At 48.0% G+C, this 15054-nt stretch carries 14 protein-coding genes; 7 read left to right on the top strand and 7 right to left on the bottom strand.

Going from position 1 to position 15054, the window contains the following annotated elements:
• Position 1 precedes the first annotated feature (1 nt).
• From KD145_RS24405 to KD145_RS24380, 6 genes are all read right to left on the bottom strand, one after another.
• Entirely contained in the window at positions 2 to 748 is a 747-nt protein-coding gene (locus KD145_RS24405) for an ABC transporter ATP-binding protein (protein ID WP_249219549.1), read from the bottom strand.
• 9 nt (positions 749 to 757) lie between these two features.
• On the bottom strand, positions 758 to 1762 hold the full coding sequence (locus KD145_RS24400) for a BtrH N-terminal domain-containing protein (protein ID WP_212002446.1): 1005 nt from the start codon (positions 1760 to 1762) through the stop codon (positions 758 to 760).
• A gap of 102 nt (positions 1763 to 1864) precedes the next feature.
• Entirely contained in the window at positions 1865 to 2263 is a 399-nt protein-coding gene (locus KD145_RS24395; protein ID WP_212002445.1) for a hypothetical protein, read from the bottom strand.
• 25 nt (positions 2264 to 2288) lie between these two features.
• Positions 2289 to 3425 carry a beta-ketoacyl-ACP synthase III gene (locus KD145_RS24390; protein ID WP_212002444.1) on the bottom strand — a complete coding sequence of 379 codons (1137 nt, stop codon included), beginning with the start codon at positions 3423 to 3425 and terminating at the stop codon, positions 2289 to 2291.
• Positions 3426 to 3625: 200 nt separating this feature from the next.
• The gene (locus KD145_RS24385; RefSeq protein ID WP_212002443.1) at positions 3626 to 4546 is read right to left on the bottom strand and encodes a hypothetical protein; all 921 of its coding nucleotides are present in this window, start codon (positions 4544 to 4546) and stop codon (positions 3626 to 3628) included.
• Positions 4547 to 4831: 285 nt separating this feature from the next.
• Positions 4832 to 5563 (bottom strand): head GIN domain-containing protein, encoded by a 732-nt coding sequence (locus tag KD145_RS24380; protein ID WP_212002442.1) that lies wholly within the window; start codon positions 5561 to 5563, stop codon positions 4832 to 4834.
• Positions 5564 to 5658: 95 nt separating this feature from the next.
• Between KD145_RS24380 and guaA the strand changes: the two genes are divergently transcribed.
• From guaA to KD145_RS24360, 4 genes are all read left to right on the top strand, one after another.
• Positions 5659 to 7197 (top strand): glutamine-hydrolyzing GMP synthase, encoded by a 1539-nt coding sequence (guaA, locus tag KD145_RS24375; RefSeq protein WP_212002441.1) that lies wholly within the window; start codon positions 5659 to 5661, stop codon positions 7195 to 7197.
• A gap of 191 nt (positions 7198 to 7388) precedes the next feature.
• Positions 7389 to 8693, top strand: a complete 1305-nt coding sequence (locus KD145_RS24370) for an ABC transporter substrate-binding protein (RefSeq protein WP_212002440.1) — start codon at positions 7389 to 7391, stop codon at positions 8691 to 8693.
• Between the two features lie 72 nt (positions 8694 to 8765).
• Positions 8766 to 9779 (top strand): ligase-associated DNA damage response exonuclease, encoded by a 1014-nt coding sequence (locus KD145_RS24365; RefSeq protein ID WP_212002439.1) that lies wholly within the window; start codon positions 8766 to 8768, stop codon positions 9777 to 9779.
• 4 nt (positions 9780 to 9783) lie between these two features.
• Positions 9784 to 11385, top strand: a complete 1602-nt coding sequence (locus KD145_RS24360) for an ATP-dependent DNA ligase (protein WP_212002438.1) — start codon at positions 9784 to 9786, stop codon at positions 11383 to 11385.
• Positions 11386 to 11391: 6 nt separating this feature from the next.
• On the opposite strand, the gene KD145_RS24355 is transcribed toward KD145_RS24360, so the two are convergent.
• On the bottom strand, positions 11392 to 12783 hold the full coding sequence (locus KD145_RS24355) for an MFS transporter (RefSeq protein ID WP_212002437.1): 1392 nt from the start codon (positions 12781 to 12783) through the stop codon (positions 11392 to 11394).
• Positions 12784 to 12904: 121 nt separating this feature from the next.
• Between KD145_RS24355 and KD145_RS24350 the strand changes: the two genes are divergently transcribed.
• The 3 genes from KD145_RS24350 (at position 12905) to KD145_RS24340 (ending at position 14949) form a co-directional block, all read left to right on the top strand.
• Positions 12905 to 13402, top strand: a complete 498-nt coding sequence (locus KD145_RS24350; RefSeq protein WP_113615159.1) for an Lrp/AsnC family transcriptional regulator — start codon at positions 12905 to 12907, stop codon at positions 13400 to 13402.
• A gap of 39 nt (positions 13403 to 13441) precedes the next feature.
• On the top strand, positions 13442 to 14056 hold the full coding sequence (locus KD145_RS24345; protein WP_212002436.1) for a hypothetical protein: 615 nt from the start codon (positions 13442 to 13444) through the stop codon (positions 14054 to 14056).
• Between the two features lie 287 nt (positions 14057 to 14343).
• Entirely contained in the window at positions 14344 to 14949 is a 606-nt protein-coding gene (locus KD145_RS24340; RefSeq protein ID WP_212002435.1) for a porin family protein, read from the top strand.
• Positions 14950 to 15054: the final 105 nt, after the last annotated feature.

Here is a 15054-nt window from a genome sequence, read left to right as displayed (position 1 = left end):
ATTAATCCCGCAAGGCATGTCCGGTACAATGCAAAAACACATCTTCCAGGTTGCGGCAATCGGGCGTCGCTGCTATCAATGAAGCAGGTTCTCCCTGAAGTATCATTTTGCCTTCGTCCATAATCACCACCTCGTGGCAGAGCGACTGTGCCTCTTCCAGCAGGTGTGAAGTGTACAGGATACTGGCACCCTGTTCGTTGTAGGTCCGCAGAAACTCCAGGATCATGCTGCGCGATTGTACATCCACCCCTGCAGTAGGTTCATCCAGTATCAGCAAATCAGGCTCATGCAGGATGGCAGCAATGATATTGGCTCTGCGTTTCATCCCGCCTGAATATTTATATATTTCCTTATGGGCACTTTTTTCGAGGCCAAAAACCTCCAGATGCCGCATGATCTTTTTCTGTAGCGACTGACCCTTATAGCCATAAAGGTTACCAAAGTAAGTCAGGTTTTCCACCGCCGAAAGCTGCGGAAACAATGCAATCTGCTGCGGTACAATACCAATGATCCTTTTGATTTGTTCCCGATTGGCATTATCCTGTGACAAGCCATGGATCATTACCTCACCACCATCGGCTTTTACCAGTCCGCACAAAATAGAGATCGTGGTGGTTTTGCCGGCACCATTAGGACCCAGCAGCCCACCTATCTTCTTTTCGGGAAAGGCAAACGAAAGCCCTTTCAGCGTTGGTTCTGCTGCTCCCGCGTATGTTTTGATTAATTCTTTTACTGATATGCTGGCCATTTCACACAATTAAAATCTCACCTGCGCCAGTTTCCTGAAAAATGTCTCTTCTGCTGCTGCACATTGTAACAACATTTCGCTCAGATCCCGGTAAGACACATTATCAGCAGATCTGCTCTTACATACCCTTCCGGCGGAGAAAGCAAAGTTACGCCAAAGGTCACCGACCTTCGTAAGTTCACCGGCCAGTTGGCTCAGCTCCTGTTTGTTGAGCAATACGGCCGCTTCCTGCAGAAAAGCCGCATATACGAAACGGAAACCGGCACCACCGGTACCAATCTCCTCCTGCATCCGGATAACATTGCCCAGATAAAGGCCAGCTTTACGTTCGCCTGCTTTTTCCGGGTAATCCTTTACCCGCTTGGCCAGAAAACGGATACCCTTCACACCGAACATCGGTAAAGGTATCTTCAGCATATAATGACAGGTTTGTTCTATCCCGTCTTTGATAGGTTTTTCGAAAGAAGCTTTATCAGGAACATGTACAGGATAGTACATTTTTCCCTTAGGGGCAGGAAATCCTTTGGCAAAGCGGGCCTGAGCCAGACTTGCAGGATCAATTTCCGTTACGGTGTCCATCACCGGATCACTCACCAGGTACTGGCCTTCCCGTTTGCCATACACCACCATGTTGTGGGCATTGAAGTGAAAACGATAGGAAGGAGGAAAGTAAGGCAGATAATAAACACTGGAAAGCAGTCCTACTGGTGTTCCTGTGTCAATTACCCTGTCCAGTGCGGCCATACCCTTTTCCGGTGTGGAGAATTTAGCCAATTCCATTTTTACGCCCAGGCGCTTACATACCCGCTGAAAGATAGCTCCCGGCCATATGCGGTAAGTAGTGCCGGGCACCCCGTTTACTTTCACAAAAGGAAGGTGGCCAAAAAAGATACCGGCACCGATGCCAAAGGCCATTGGCTCACTGATCTGTAAACCGTAATGTCCCAACAGGTTGGAGATAACGCCACTTTCACAGTGTGCAGTCTGCCTATGACGGAATTGATGGTTGTTCATAATTGTTGGATGTTCACAGAAAATCGCAAAGTTGCAAAGCAGCAAAGAGTGTCCAATATGTTTCCTTTGCTGCTTTGCAACTTTGCGACTGCTGTGATAATATTATTTTATATGCAGTAAATCTTCTTTACTGATCTTAAATGCATCTGCGTAACGTTGCAGCATCTTGTCGCTGAGGCGCCGGAACACGGCCGGTTTCATATGCCTTTTTACCTGCCACTGGAACTTCCCTACGTAGTTGGCCAGCAAGGCCAGATCCATCAGGCATTTCTCCATGTAATAAGCAACAGGGCTGATTTCACCGGATTGCACCAACACTTTGGCGGCCGCTACCTTTTCGTTTACTTCATCCCAGGCCTGTGACAGGGCGATGTTTTCCGGCTCCCATCCTGCACTTTGCACCTGTACATAACTACCGGAGTTATCTACCGCATACATAATCTGTTTGAATGTGCCTTCATGGAGGTTATCGCCATCCTGTGGCACTTCGTCTTTTTTCATGAGTGCAGTGTTTTAGAAGTTATCCTTATACAACGGTGATTTGCGCATAAGCATAGGAGAACCGGGCACTTTCAGGCACCATCATGATCACCTTCTGTCCTTTTTTGAAACGGCCGGTGTTCATCAGTTCTTCCAGCATCAGGTAAGGAGATGCCGTACCTACGTTACCTACATTCGCCAGGTTGGTAAACCATTTCTCCAGCGGAATAGGAACGCCGAGGCGGGTGATTTCCTCATCAATCTTTAACCGGAAAAATTCGGAAGATAAGTGTGGCAGGAAGAAATCTACCTCATCCAGGTTGATGTTGTGACGTTCTACCAGTTCTTTCCACATCTGTGCGCCGGAAGGCACTATATTTTTGCCGAGGAGGCGGGTATCCTGTTTGAAGGAGAAAACGCTGTGCTGTGCCCATTCTTCCGGTGTCATATCGATCCAGCCTTTGGTGCTGCCATCGGTATTTTTGATAGCGCCGGCATACATACAGGTTTCCAGATCGTTGGCATAAGACAGGATCTCTACCCAGTCTACACGCAGCGACAGGCCTTCTTCATTAGGCTTGTCCTGGAACAGCGCCGCACTGGCACCATCAGACAACATCCAGCGAAGGAAGTCTTTTTCGAAAGCGATGATCGGATTCTCGTCCAGGCTCTTCAGGTTTTCTGCTTCTGGCTGGAACTTCTGTGCCAGCATCCAGGCAGAAAATTTCTCAGAACCGGTACTTACAGCGTTGGAGGTGTTACCACAACGGATAGACATCCACGCATATTTAAAAGCCTGCATACCCGCGGCGCAGGCGCCGGTGGCAGCAATCAGTTCTACCGGCTGGCATTTCAGCAGACCGTGTACCATAGCAGCATGGTTAGGCAGCAGCTGGTCCGGAGAGGTAGTACCGCAGGCCAGTAATTGTAAATTGCTGATGGGGTATTTTTCATCAAACAATGCATTCACCGCTGTTGCGGTCATCTCTGCGTTGGAATGGGTGGAGTTGCCTTCTTTGTCCAGAGAATAATAGCGGGTTTTGATTTTGTTGTTGCCCAAAATCTTTAACCGTGCACGGGAAGCTTTTCCGTCTACCATTCCGAGGATGCTCTCCATTTCATCATTTTCAACAGGCTTGTTGGGTAAAAATTTAGATAGCCTGGTAATATAAACTTCCTTCATTTGAAAATAATTCGTCTTTTAAGGCTGCATGCAATACCCATAGTGACGAGCGCTTAATGCCAGCCTTCCTGCGGTTATAAACATGTTTTGATTTATATACATTTTAAGAGGACGTAAATATAGAATTCTAATCCGAATTACAATTATCACGCCACTACTCATTTCCTGCAAAGCTACCGGTTATACGGTAAATCATGAAGTTAGCGTAAACGAATACTTTTATAGTATTCCACCTCCTGTTCCAGCTCATTCCTTTTGAGATTGAGTTTGATCAGGGAAGATATCAGTGTAATGGGGGTTAATACAAAGATTCCCGCCAGCAGCAGCAATCTGTACATCATTACCCTTCCCTGGCGGGCAGCGGCTCCTGGTCCTCCTTTGGCACTGATGAACTTTGCCCAGAAGCGGAAAGCGCTGATACCATTATTTTCCAGCAGCACAAGATTAGGCAATAACTCTACCGCGTCCAGTGACATCAGCTGTGGATGCAGCTCTTCCCATTTTTTATTGTTCAATGCCTGGGAAATAGGTGCTGCAAAACGCCTGGAAGTGAGGATCTCATTTTCCTGTACACCCGCCTGTGGCAGAAAGCGGGTCGCTTCTTTTTTTCCTTTGAAAGCCCAGCGAAGAATGGTGATCAGTGAAATCAGGTTGGGTGACTTGTCTACCAGCACAATATTACCTACCAGTCTGGCTCCTGCCTGATGGAGGTATCCTTTTACCTTTTCCTGGGCGTTGAGCCACATGTTACGACTGCCCAGCAGCGTGATTACCGGCTTGCCTTTCAACAGGCGGGCAGCAGCTTCACTTTGCAGGAAAGCGGCTGTAGGCTGGGAAGGAGACAGAAACCAGGGCTGATATGCCAGCAATACCAGGTCGAAATGTGCATTCACATCCACTTCTAACGGCCTGATACCACGCGGCGTTCCCTGTACAGTTTCCGGCATTGTATCGTAAAACTGTTGTTTGCCCCATGGAAAAGGAAACGGTGTTACCGGAACCAATTCTTCGTATGTAATGTCTACACTGTCTGCCAGTGGTGCCAACACATGATCAATGATCCTTTTTAATTGGCCTGTCTGAGTATAATATACTACCAGGACCTTCGGTCTTTCGTTCATAAAAGGAATAGGAGTTCAACAATTCAAACTGTAAACATACAAAAAAGGAGTTATTATTTATGTCATTTAATGATAATTTGACAGTATGCATTCCGGAGATATGGGAGGTGTGGAGGTGTTAAAGTTGGCTTGTGCCCCAGCCAGATACTGCCTCAGCCGGCTTGTGATGCTGCGGCAGTATCTGGACCAAAGGACTTTAGATTTTTTTCAAAACCAATGTAAATAACTGCAAAAGCGTTCTTAATATGATAATTGAAATGTTAAAAATTTGCAAATTTTCATTTTCTAGATCTTCCGCACAGAGCCAGAACCCGCCACAGAACTGGATATAGAAGGATTGCCCTTGTATTTCACATCACCCGAACCAGCAATCTTTGCATCCAATTTCATACTGGCGTGCACATTAGCATCACCGCTGCCGGCTATACTGATTTTAGCTTCTTCAGACAACAGACCGTCGCCTACATAATCGCCGCTACCAGCAATGGAAATATTCACGGTACGGGTTTCACCTTCCAGGTACATATTGCCGGAACCAGCAATGGAAGCCTTTACTGCCGGGGCATTAATGGTCCCTTTCACGTTACCGGAACCGGACAGGCTGATCTTCATGTCTTCTTTACTGTTAAACTTGTCCATCAGCTTCAGGTCACCCGCACCGGCCAGTGAGATGTCGTCTACTTCCGGAGTGGTCAGGTATACGTTTACGCCTTTCCGTGTACTGATGTTCACATTATTGCGGAAACGCACCTTCAGCCTTCCTCCATCATCTATCAGCTCCACCAGCGGGGCTATATTGTCTTCTGCTTCTATGACCGCATTTTTTTCCGGCCCCTGAGCCAGGTATACGTTCATACTGCCTTCTACTTTGATTTTGTGGAATGAGGGCACTTTTCTTTCTTCTTTGATAACATTGCCACTTCCTTTTACATGTTGGCCAATCACATTACAGGCACTAAAAAAACTCGTGATGGACACGACAAGTGCCATACAGGACAGGGTAATTTTGGTTTGCATAAGTTTAGATTATAAAAAGAAAGATACAACTAGATTTCCTATTTTCTATTTTCGGGAATCCGAAATTGAAGGAAGGGCTTTATCTTTGCACGACCATGACAGAAAAGATACTTATCCTCGATTTCGGTTCCCAATATACACAGCTGATCGCGCGCAGCATCCGGGAACTGAATGTTTATTGCGAAATCAAACCTTGTCTCCAGCCCATCGCCTGGGACGATTCCATCAAAGGCGTTATCCTGTCCGGCAGTCCTTTCTCTGTAAACGATGAGAAAGCCCCTACACTGGATATCGCTGCCATTGCCGCGAAAGTACCGGTACTGGGTATCTGCTACGGCGCCCAGCTGATGGCTAAAAACTTCGGTGGCGAAGTGGCCAAAAGCAATATCCGCGAATACGGCCGTGCCTTTATGGAGCACAATGACAAAGAGGAAAAATTATTATACGACATCTCCACCCACAGCCAGGTATGGATGAGCCACTCTGATACCATCAAACGTATCCCTGAGAGCTTCCAGGTGATCGCGACTACCGAAAACATCCCGGTAGCAGCCTTCAAAAGCACCACGCTGGCCGCCAATCCTATCTTCGGCTTACAGTTCCACCCGGAAGTGACCCACTCCCTGGAAGGTAAACAGATCATCCGCAACTTCCTCGTACATATCTGCAACTGCCAGCAGGACTGGACCCCGGCTGCTTTTGTACAGGAAACTGTGGAAAAAATCAAGGCACAAGTAGGCGATAAAAGAGTGGTAATGGCACTGAGCGGTGGCGTAGACTCTACCGTAGCTGCCGAACTGGTCCACAAAGCCATCGGCAAAAATCTCTTCTGTATCTTCGTTGACAACGGGCTGTTGCGTAAAAATGAATACGAAACAGTACTGGAGTCTTACAAACATATGGGTCTCAACGTAAAAGGCGTTAATGCAAAAGACCTCTTCTACGGCCAGCTCAACGATGTGAGCGATCCGGAGAAAAAACGCAAGATCATCGGCCGCCTCTTCATCGAAGTATTTCAGCATGAAGCTGCACAGCTGACAGATATCGCTTTCCTCGGACAAGGTACCATCTACCCTGACGTGATTGAATCTGTATCTGTTAACGGACCTTCCGTGACGATCAAATCACACCACAACGTAGGCGGACTGCCCGAAAAAATGAATATGCAGCTGGTTGAGCCACTGCGTTTCCTCTTTAAAGACGAAGTACGCCGTGTAGGCCGCGAAATAGGTATCAGCGAAGTCTTCCTCGGACGCCATCCTTTCCCCGGACCAGGTCTGGCTATCCGTATCCTCGGTGCCATCACCCCCGAAAAAGTGGCTATGCTCCAGGAAGCAGACGCTATCTACGTTGAAGGACTGCGCGAAGCCGGCCTCTACGACAAAGTATGGCAGGCAGGTACCATCCTCCTCCCTGTACAGAGTGTAGGTGTTATGGGCGATGAACGTACCTATGAATTCACCGTAGCTTTAAGAGCCGTTACCTCTGTCGATGGTATGACCGCCGACTGGGCACATCTGCCTTATGAATTCCTGGCTAAAATGTCTAACGACATCATCAACCGGGTAAAAGGTATCAACCGCGTGGTTTACGATATCAGCTCCAAACCACCTGCTACCATCGAATGGGAGTAGTTTCATAAAGAACACCAGGTAGTACAACACTACTGATCGATATTATCGCAGAAAGGCGCAGCGGACTAATCTCCCTGCGCCTTTCTCCTTATATCCTTCTCCTCATCCCACAAAAAATCTTCGTTATGGAATACTCCTGTGCTCCCTTACTTGACCATACACGGAATGATTTTTGTAAATTAGCGCCCATTATGAGCCAAATAATATCTGTAAAAAACCTGCTATCCGGGCTGGCACTGTGTCTGCTGATATCTGCCTGTTCATCTTCCCGGAAGTCCACGAGCCGTGTAGATGGCCCGCCCCCGTCACTGAGCAAACCTACACCGGAAAAGAAACCGGAACCAAAAAAAGAAGAAAAGGCCCCTTTCAATGTACCGGCTTTTGCCAGGGAAGTGAAAAAATCCACTTATAATATCGCCTTTTTTGCGCCGTTGTACCTCGACTCCGTATTTGTCAACTCCAACGATATTCCCGGTCGCACCATGCCTCGCTATGTGCTGCCAGGCCTCGAATTCTATGAAGGTGCCCAGCTGGCACTGGACAGCCTTCAGCAACAAGGCTACAGCCTGAAAGTAAATGTGTACGACAGCAAAGGCCGCCAGAGCGTTTCCAACGTCATCAACAGCAAAGCCCTCGATGCCACCGACCTCATCATCGGCGCTGTCAGCAACCCGGAACTGAAAGAACTGAGTGATTTCGCCAAAAAGAAAGAAATCAACCTCGTATCTGCCACATTCCCGAATGATGCCGGTATCACCGACAACCCTTTCCTGTTCATCTCCAACAGCACCCTTAAAACACACTGCGAAGCTATCCACAACTATATACAGGATGCCTTCTCCTCTAAAAACATCGTGCTGTTACGCCGTAATACCGCTTTCGAAAGCCGCCTCGCCGCTGATTTCAAAGCCTCTTACGACAAAATGAACAATCCTAAAAAAACCAGGATCCGGGAAGCCATCTGGAATGATGCCACCACACCGGAAGAAATCTCCAAATATCTGCTCGCCGACAGGCCCAACATCATTATTGTGACCGCTCTCGATGAAGCCGGTGCCAAAAATCTGCTGCGCAAACTCAGCATAGCACATGCTAACTATCCCATGCAGATATTCGGTATGCCTACCTGGGACGTGTTCAAATTCAAAGAACCTGAATTCAAAGGATTACAGGTGTTCTACTCCTCTCCTTATTTCAACGAAAAAACAGATAACTTCAGCCGTTATCTCTTCGATAGTTTCCGCAGAACCTACAAAGCCCGTCCTTCCGACATGGCCTACAAAGGTTTTGATATGACCTACTACTTTGTACGCCTGCTGCACAACAACGGCGTTTATTTCAACAGTGCTGTAGCGTCATCACCGACCGTCATCACCCGCTTCGACTTCCAGCCGGTGTATGTCAAAGAAGGAGAACAAACACCTTCCTACTTTGAAAACAAAAAAATCTTCATCATCCAGAAAGGTGAAAGTGCAGATGTAAAAATGAATCAATAACGTTTCCACAAACGATATTAGCGGGCCATGGCAGCAGCCATGGCCCGCTTTTTTTATGTATATTCATAACATATGGAACTGCTTCAATTTACCGACAAAGGCATCTGGTGCGCAGCAGGTGATTTTTACATCGATCCCTGGAAACCCGTCAAACGGGCAGTGATCACCCATGCGCACTCCGATCATGCCCGCCCGGGAAACCAGCACTACCTCTGCGAACAGTCCGGTATCCCGCTGCTGCGGATGCGGCTGGGTGCCGATATTGATGTACAAGGCATTCCCTATGGCGAAACCATCTATCTGAACGGTGTAAAAATATCCCTGCATCCGGCCGGTCATATGATCGGCTCGGCACAGGTAAGAGTGGAGCATGCCGGCGAAGTATGGGTGGCCAGCGGCGATTACAAACTGGAAAATGATGGTATCTGCGCCCCTTTTGAATCCGTGCGTTGTCATACCTTCATCACTGAATCCACATTCGGACTGCCTATCTACCGGTGGGAACCCCAACAGCAGCTCCTCGCCCGTATCAGCAACTGGATATACGAAAATCAGCAGGCCGGCAAAACATCGGTCATCACAGCTTACAGCCTGGGCAAAGCCCAGCGGCTGTTATATCACCTGAAAGACAAAGTCACCCGTATTATGGCGCACGGAGCCATCTCACAGGTCAACGAATTGCTGATACAACAGGGATATCCCCTGCCCACCATAGAAAGAGTGACACCAGAAACCCCCAAAACTGCTTTTAAAAACGCAGTGGTCATAGCCCCACCTTCCGCAGATGATTCTACCTGGATGCGTCGCTTTACACCTTTTTCTTTGGGTGTTTGCAGCGGCTGGATGCAGGTAAGGGGACATATGCGCAGACGTAATGCTGACGCAGGTTTTGCACTTTCAGACCATGCAGACTGGAATGGGTTGCTGGATGCCGTTACCGCCACCGGCGCTTCACAGGTATATGTTACACATGGCTTCAGCAGTGTGTTTGCCCGTTATCTCACCGAAAAAGGTATCGCTGCCACTGAGGTGAGTACCAGCTATAATGATGATGATGAAGAAATAATTCCTAATCCGGAAACCTAACACCGTGCAACAGTTCGCCCAACTCGTCAGATTACTCAGCAACAGTACCAAAACCAATGAAAAGCTGGAGGCGCTCAGCCATTACTTTGCCACAGCCCATTCCAAAGACAAAACCTGGGTGCTCGCCCTCTTCTCCGGCCGAAGGCCCAAGCGCACCGTCAACAGCACCCAGCTGAAAAACTGGTGCATACAAGCCACCAGTCTGCCCGAATGGCTGTTCAACGAGTGTTACCTCACAGTAGGCGATCTTGCCGAAACCATTGCCCTGTTGCTGCCACCCCGTACCCAGCCCGCCAGCGCGCCGCTACACTACTGGATGCAACAGCTGCAGCAATTGGAAAAAGCCACGGAAACAGACAAACAACAGTTTATCCTGCATACCTGGGATGCACTCGACAATGGAGAACGCTTCGTTTTCAACAAACTGATCACCGGCGGTTTTCGTATAGGCGTTTCCCAGAAAATGATGGTCAATGCACTGGCCAAAACCTACGACATCCCCGCCGCTACCCTATCGCACATGATCAGCGGCTCCTGGGACCCCGGCACTGTCACCATAGAAGAGCTGCTTCATCAGGGCACCAGCGGCGCAGACGCTTCCCGCCCCTATCCTTTTTACCTGGCCTACGCCCTCGAAGGAGAGCCCGGCGGACTGGGACCCATAGCCGAATGGCAGGCAGAATGGAAATGGGACGGCATACGCGGTCAGATCATAAAACGGGAAGGACAGCTGTTTGTATGGTCACGCGGAGAGGAGCTGATCACCGATAAATTCCCTGAATTTACTCCGCTGGCCGGCACTTTGCCGGATGGCACTGTAATAGACGGCGAAATACTCACCTATGCCGATGGCCGGCCATTGCCTTTCCAGACACTACAAACACGGATAGGCCGGAAAAATGTCACCCGCAAACAATTACAGGAAGCTCCCGTAGCCTTCCTCAGCTACGACCTGCTGGAATGGGAAGGCGCCGACATACGCGAACTACCCCTGATTGAAAGACGCCACCTGCTCGAACAACTGGTCAGCACACAACAACAGCCCGTGCTGCTGTTATCCCCCGAAGTGATAGCCTCCTCCTGGGATGAGCTGACTACCATCCGCCAGCAATCACGCGAAAACAACAGCGAAGGACTGATGCTCAAAAAAAGAAGTGCCCCCTATCAGGTAGGCCGCAAACGCGGGGACTGGTGGAAGTGGAAAATAGATCCGTATACCATTGATGCAGTCATGATTTATGCGCAGAAAGGACATGGACGCCGTTCCAACCTCTATACCGATTACACCTTCGCCGTCAGGGATGGTGACCAGCTGGTACCCTTTACCAAAGCCTATTCGGGGCTAACAGACAAGGAAATAGCGGAAGTGGATAACTGGGTCAAACGGCATTCGCTGGAGAAGTTCGGGCCTGTACGGACCGTACAGCCCCTGCTGGTATTTGAGATAGCTTTCGAAGGTATTGCCGCCTCCAACCGGCACAAATCAGGCGTGGCCCTGCGTTTCCCCCGTATCAACCGGTGGCGCCGGGACAAACCGGTAGCGGAAATCAATACTCTCGAAGATCTGAAAACATTATTACAACAAAGCGGAGACACTTCCACGTAATCACCATCAGGAAGATACCTCCGCATAACGCGCAGCCGTCACCGCTTTCTCACGAAACAGAAAACGACATAACTGCAATATGGCCACTAGCGCCACAATCACCAATGCTACCAAACCTGCGCCATAAATGTTCCATTTATTTACGGTTGCCAGTTGTATCATCAGTCCTACGAGAGACAGCCCCAATCCGCCTCCCATCGAATTACAGGTACCATTGATACCGGAGGCAAGGCCATGCTGTGTTTCCGGAACTGCCTGTATTGCCAGTATTGTTATAGCCGGAAAAGTCACCGACATCCCCAGGGAATTGATACACAATACCGCGCCCAATATGAAAGGCAGCTGCCAGACAGTAAAATAACTCAGGATAAAAAATACAATGCCTGCCAGCATAAAGGTACTGCCCAGGATGCCCGTACGTACTACTCCCAGCCGATGGAACAAATGCGGCAACACATATTTGGAAATCACACCGGACAGGATGCTGAAAGGAAACAGCAACAGCCCTGCCTGTGAAGAACTGAAACCCAATACCTGCTGAAGATACAACGTCAATAAAAAAACATACGGCAGGAAAGTGCTGCCCAGCAACATGGCACCTATATTACCAGTCATGACACCTTTCAGCCGGAACAGGCTGAAGTCGACTAACGGGGAAGCATGTACGCGTTCTCTTTTAACAAAATAAACAGCAGTGATGATAAACAGTACCAGCAGCGCCAGGAAGAAGACAGGATGTTGTGTAATATGTCCCAGATCGTGAATTAGCCAGGCGGCCAGCATCATCAACAGAGTGATCAACGCTCCACTCAGCCAGTTGCATTGTTGCCGGTGCACTGTCTTTTCATCACGGGGAATAAACCGGAAAGCCAGGAACACAGCGGCACCGATCACCGGCACATTAATGAAGAAAACCCATTGCCAGCCCCACCAGGCACTGATCAATCCACCCACGGCCAGCCCGGTGGCAAAGCCGATACCAGCCATAGCACCGAAAATACCGAAAGCACGATTCTTCTCTGCCGGTTCAGTAAAAGTATGGCTGATAATAGCCATGGCAGCCGGTATTGCCAACGCTACACCTATCCCCTGCAAGGCACGGCAGCCCAGCAGCCACGCAAAAGAGATAGAGAAACCTGCGCCCAGGGAAGCCATCACAAACAACAACGCGCCGGTGATAAATATCTTTCTCCTGCCAATAATGTCTGCCAGCCGGCCTCCCAACAGTACAAAACCGGCAAAAGCCAGCACATATAAGGTTTGCACCCACTGAATAGCATCCGGACTAAAGTGAAAATACTGTTCCATTCCCGGTAAAGCCATGTTTAATACCGATACATCCAATGCTTCAAAAAATATGGCCATACATGCCACGGTCAGGATAATTCGCTTCTCCATGATACAAATTTTCGACACAAACATAAAAAATCAGAACATCTATCGGATGCATTGAATAATTTTGGAACAAATACCTATTACTTATCTATATAAAAGATCATTATTCCAAAAAATAATAAAAATGGACCATAAAAAAGAACAGACCACCGAACACCCGCCACTGTCATTGGATGAAAAAGACATGGGCATTCTCAAACTGCTGCAACAGGATGCCAAAATGACGATCAGGGATATTGCCCGTCAGCTGAATCTCAGCACTACACCCGTTTATGAACGTATCCGCAAAATGGAACAAGCCGGCGTCATCAAACAATACGCAGCCATCGTAGACGCCCGGAAGATCAACAAAGGCATGACTGTGCTGTGTTACATCACCCTGAAAGAGCACAATAAAAAATTCGGCAAAAAATTTATTCAGGAAATCATCTCCTTCCAGGAAGTAACGGAATGTCTCAATATCTCCGGTGAATTTGATTTTATGATCAAGGTACAGGTAAAGGATATGGATGAATACCGGGAGTTTTATGTGAACAAACTGGGGGAATTAGATAATCTTAGTCATACCCAAAGTATTTTTGTGATCTCTGTTATAAAAGAAACACATCAGGTTGTATATTAGCGGCGGACAGTAATTATTCCCTAAACCTACCAACCACCTATGTTCAAGCTTTACACATGGCTGTGCATAGCATGCCTTGTATGTATGATGATGCCTGCCAGGAGTCAGTCAGGCTATTTTGCTCATGCCATCGGTGCCGGCGTATATACCGGCAAGAATCATTTTGCAGGTGGTATCATTTATTCGCCGCGGTTCAATTTCGGCATCATTTCCAAACGTTCCACCTTTGCCATCGGTACGCAGCTGGCGCTGGGCGGCAGTTTACACGCAGGTTACAGCCGCAATAGCGGAGGCAACTCCACCAGCATCTTTATGGCTGATGTTCCTTTGCTGCTCACCTACAACTATGGTAATTTTGCAACGACCAGTGCACATACCCGGCTGGGAATCTACACCGGCGCGGGTTACGGCTTTCACAATGCCACACGTCATGTGGAATACTTGGATGAAGAAGAAAGTGCGACTGATCAGGTACATGTGTCTGGCCTGGTGCTCACCACCGGCTGCCGCTTTATGATAGGCCATACTTCCCTTGGCCTGCATTTTACCTATCTGTTCAACAACAATGCGTTCAACCCGGACATATCGGGTATTGGCAGCGCCGGCCTTTCCTACAACATCCATCCGGGCAAGAGAGCACTGGAACACAACTAGCGCAGCTGCGGCTGCGTGCTGTCAAACCCAACGTGAAAGTCGGGATAACTGCCCGCAGCCCCCGTCTGAAGTATGTACCACCACCATGCATATACGCAGGGTTTATGAAGATGTCACAAAGACATTACCACGACTACATTTCAACATCAACTTATCAGGTATCTTAAAGAAAATCAAAAAAGATAATGTAAGGATTTCTTTAACATTTGCCCGGTTACTTTTACAGCCGTAATGCATTACTGTCACAACCTATAGTCGTATTTACATCATCTGACAAACATCTTACTATGAGAAAAATTCTATTGGTGCTGTTGTTTGTGCTGACGGCAATATTGGGTGTCTATGCCCAGAAAAAAGTCAGCTATGGCCTGAAGGGAGGGCTTAACTTCTCCAATCATACCGGCAATTTTGACAACTATCGTACAGGCATCTATGGTGGCGGTTTTGCAGAAGTCAAACTCAACAAACGCTGGGCTATACAACCGGAAGTAGTGTATTATAAAAACACTGGCAGTGGTGTGTTTAACTACGCCCATACACTGTCTGAAAGCACTACTGCTGCACCAATGATAAAAACCACCCGGAAAGAACATTACATCAGTATTCCTGTTATGATCAAATATTACGCTGCACCTAAATTATACATAGAAGCAGGGCCGGAACTAAACTACCTGGCAGCAGCAACCGAACAACTGGAGGACCATCGTTATAATGTAGCAGACCAATATAACAGAACAGGCCTGAATCTTTCATTAGGCGCGGGTTATCAGCTGCCCTGCGGATTTGGTATCAATGCACGGTATAGTGTTGCTACACATTCCAGAGAACAGACATCCACGACATATAACAATACCGGAAAAGTTGGTTTGACTTACACTATTAATCACAAGTAGCACGGCCTTCTTCCATTGTTTTCATCCGCAAAGGTGTAAAGCAGTAAAACGAATTTACACGTTGATTTTTTTTCTTTCCTGCTTTGCATCTTTGCGTGAACACTA

The sequence above is a fragment of the Chitinophaga sp. HK235 genome (genome assembly GCF_018255755.1).
Lineage (GTDB): Bacteria > Bacteroidota > Bacteroidia > Chitinophagales > Chitinophagaceae > Chitinophaga.
This window is presented reverse-complemented; position numbering and strand designations above follow the sequence as displayed.

Excerpts from the sequence above, each read along its gene's own strand:
- KD145_RS24350 (WP_113615159.1), top strand. The coding sequence starts at position 12,905 with ATGGACCATAAAAAAGAACAGACCACCGAACACCCGCCACTGTCATTG.
- KD145_RS24385 (WP_212002443.1), bottom strand. The coding sequence starts at position 4,546 with ATGAACGAAAGACCGAAGGTCCTGGTAGTATATTATACTCAGACAGGC.
- KD145_RS24365 (WP_212002439.1), top strand. The coding sequence starts at position 8,766 with ATGGAACTGCTTCAATTTACCGACAAAGGCATCTGGTGCGCAGCAGGT.
- KD145_RS24355 (WP_212002437.1), bottom strand. The coding sequence starts at position 12,783 with ATGGAGAAGCGAATTATCCTGACCGTGGCATGTATGGCCATATTTTTT.
- KD145_RS24345 (WP_212002436.1), top strand. The coding sequence starts at position 13,442 with ATGTTCAAGCTTTACACATGGCTGTGCATAGCATGCCTTGTATGTATG.
- KD145_RS24400 (WP_212002446.1), bottom strand. The coding sequence starts at position 1,762 with ATGAACAACCATCAATTCCGTCATAGGCAGACTGCACACTGTGAAAGT.
- KD145_RS24390 (WP_212002444.1), bottom strand. The coding sequence starts at position 3,425 with ATGAAGGAAGTTTATATTACCAGGCTATCTAAATTTTTACCCAACAAG.
- KD145_RS24380 (WP_212002442.1), bottom strand. The coding sequence starts at position 5,563 with ATGCAAACCAAAATTACCCTGTCCTGTATGGCACTTGTCGTGTCCATC.
- KD145_RS24370 (WP_212002440.1), top strand. The coding sequence starts at position 7,389 with ATGAGCCAAATAATATCTGTAAAAAACCTGCTATCCGGGCTGGCACTG.
- KD145_RS24405 (WP_249219549.1), bottom strand. The coding sequence starts at position 748 with ATGGCCAGCATATCAGTAAAAGAATTAATCAAAACATACGCGGGAGCA.
- KD145_RS24340 (WP_212002435.1), top strand. The coding sequence starts at position 14,344 with ATGAGAAAAATTCTATTGGTGCTGTTGTTTGTGCTGACGGCAATATTG.
- KD145_RS24395 (WP_212002445.1), bottom strand. The coding sequence starts at position 2,263 with ATGAAAAAAGACGAAGTGCCACAGGATGGCGATAACCTCCATGAAGGC.
- guaA (WP_212002441.1), top strand. The coding sequence starts at position 5,659 with ATGACAGAAAAGATACTTATCCTCGATTTCGGTTCCCAATATACACAG.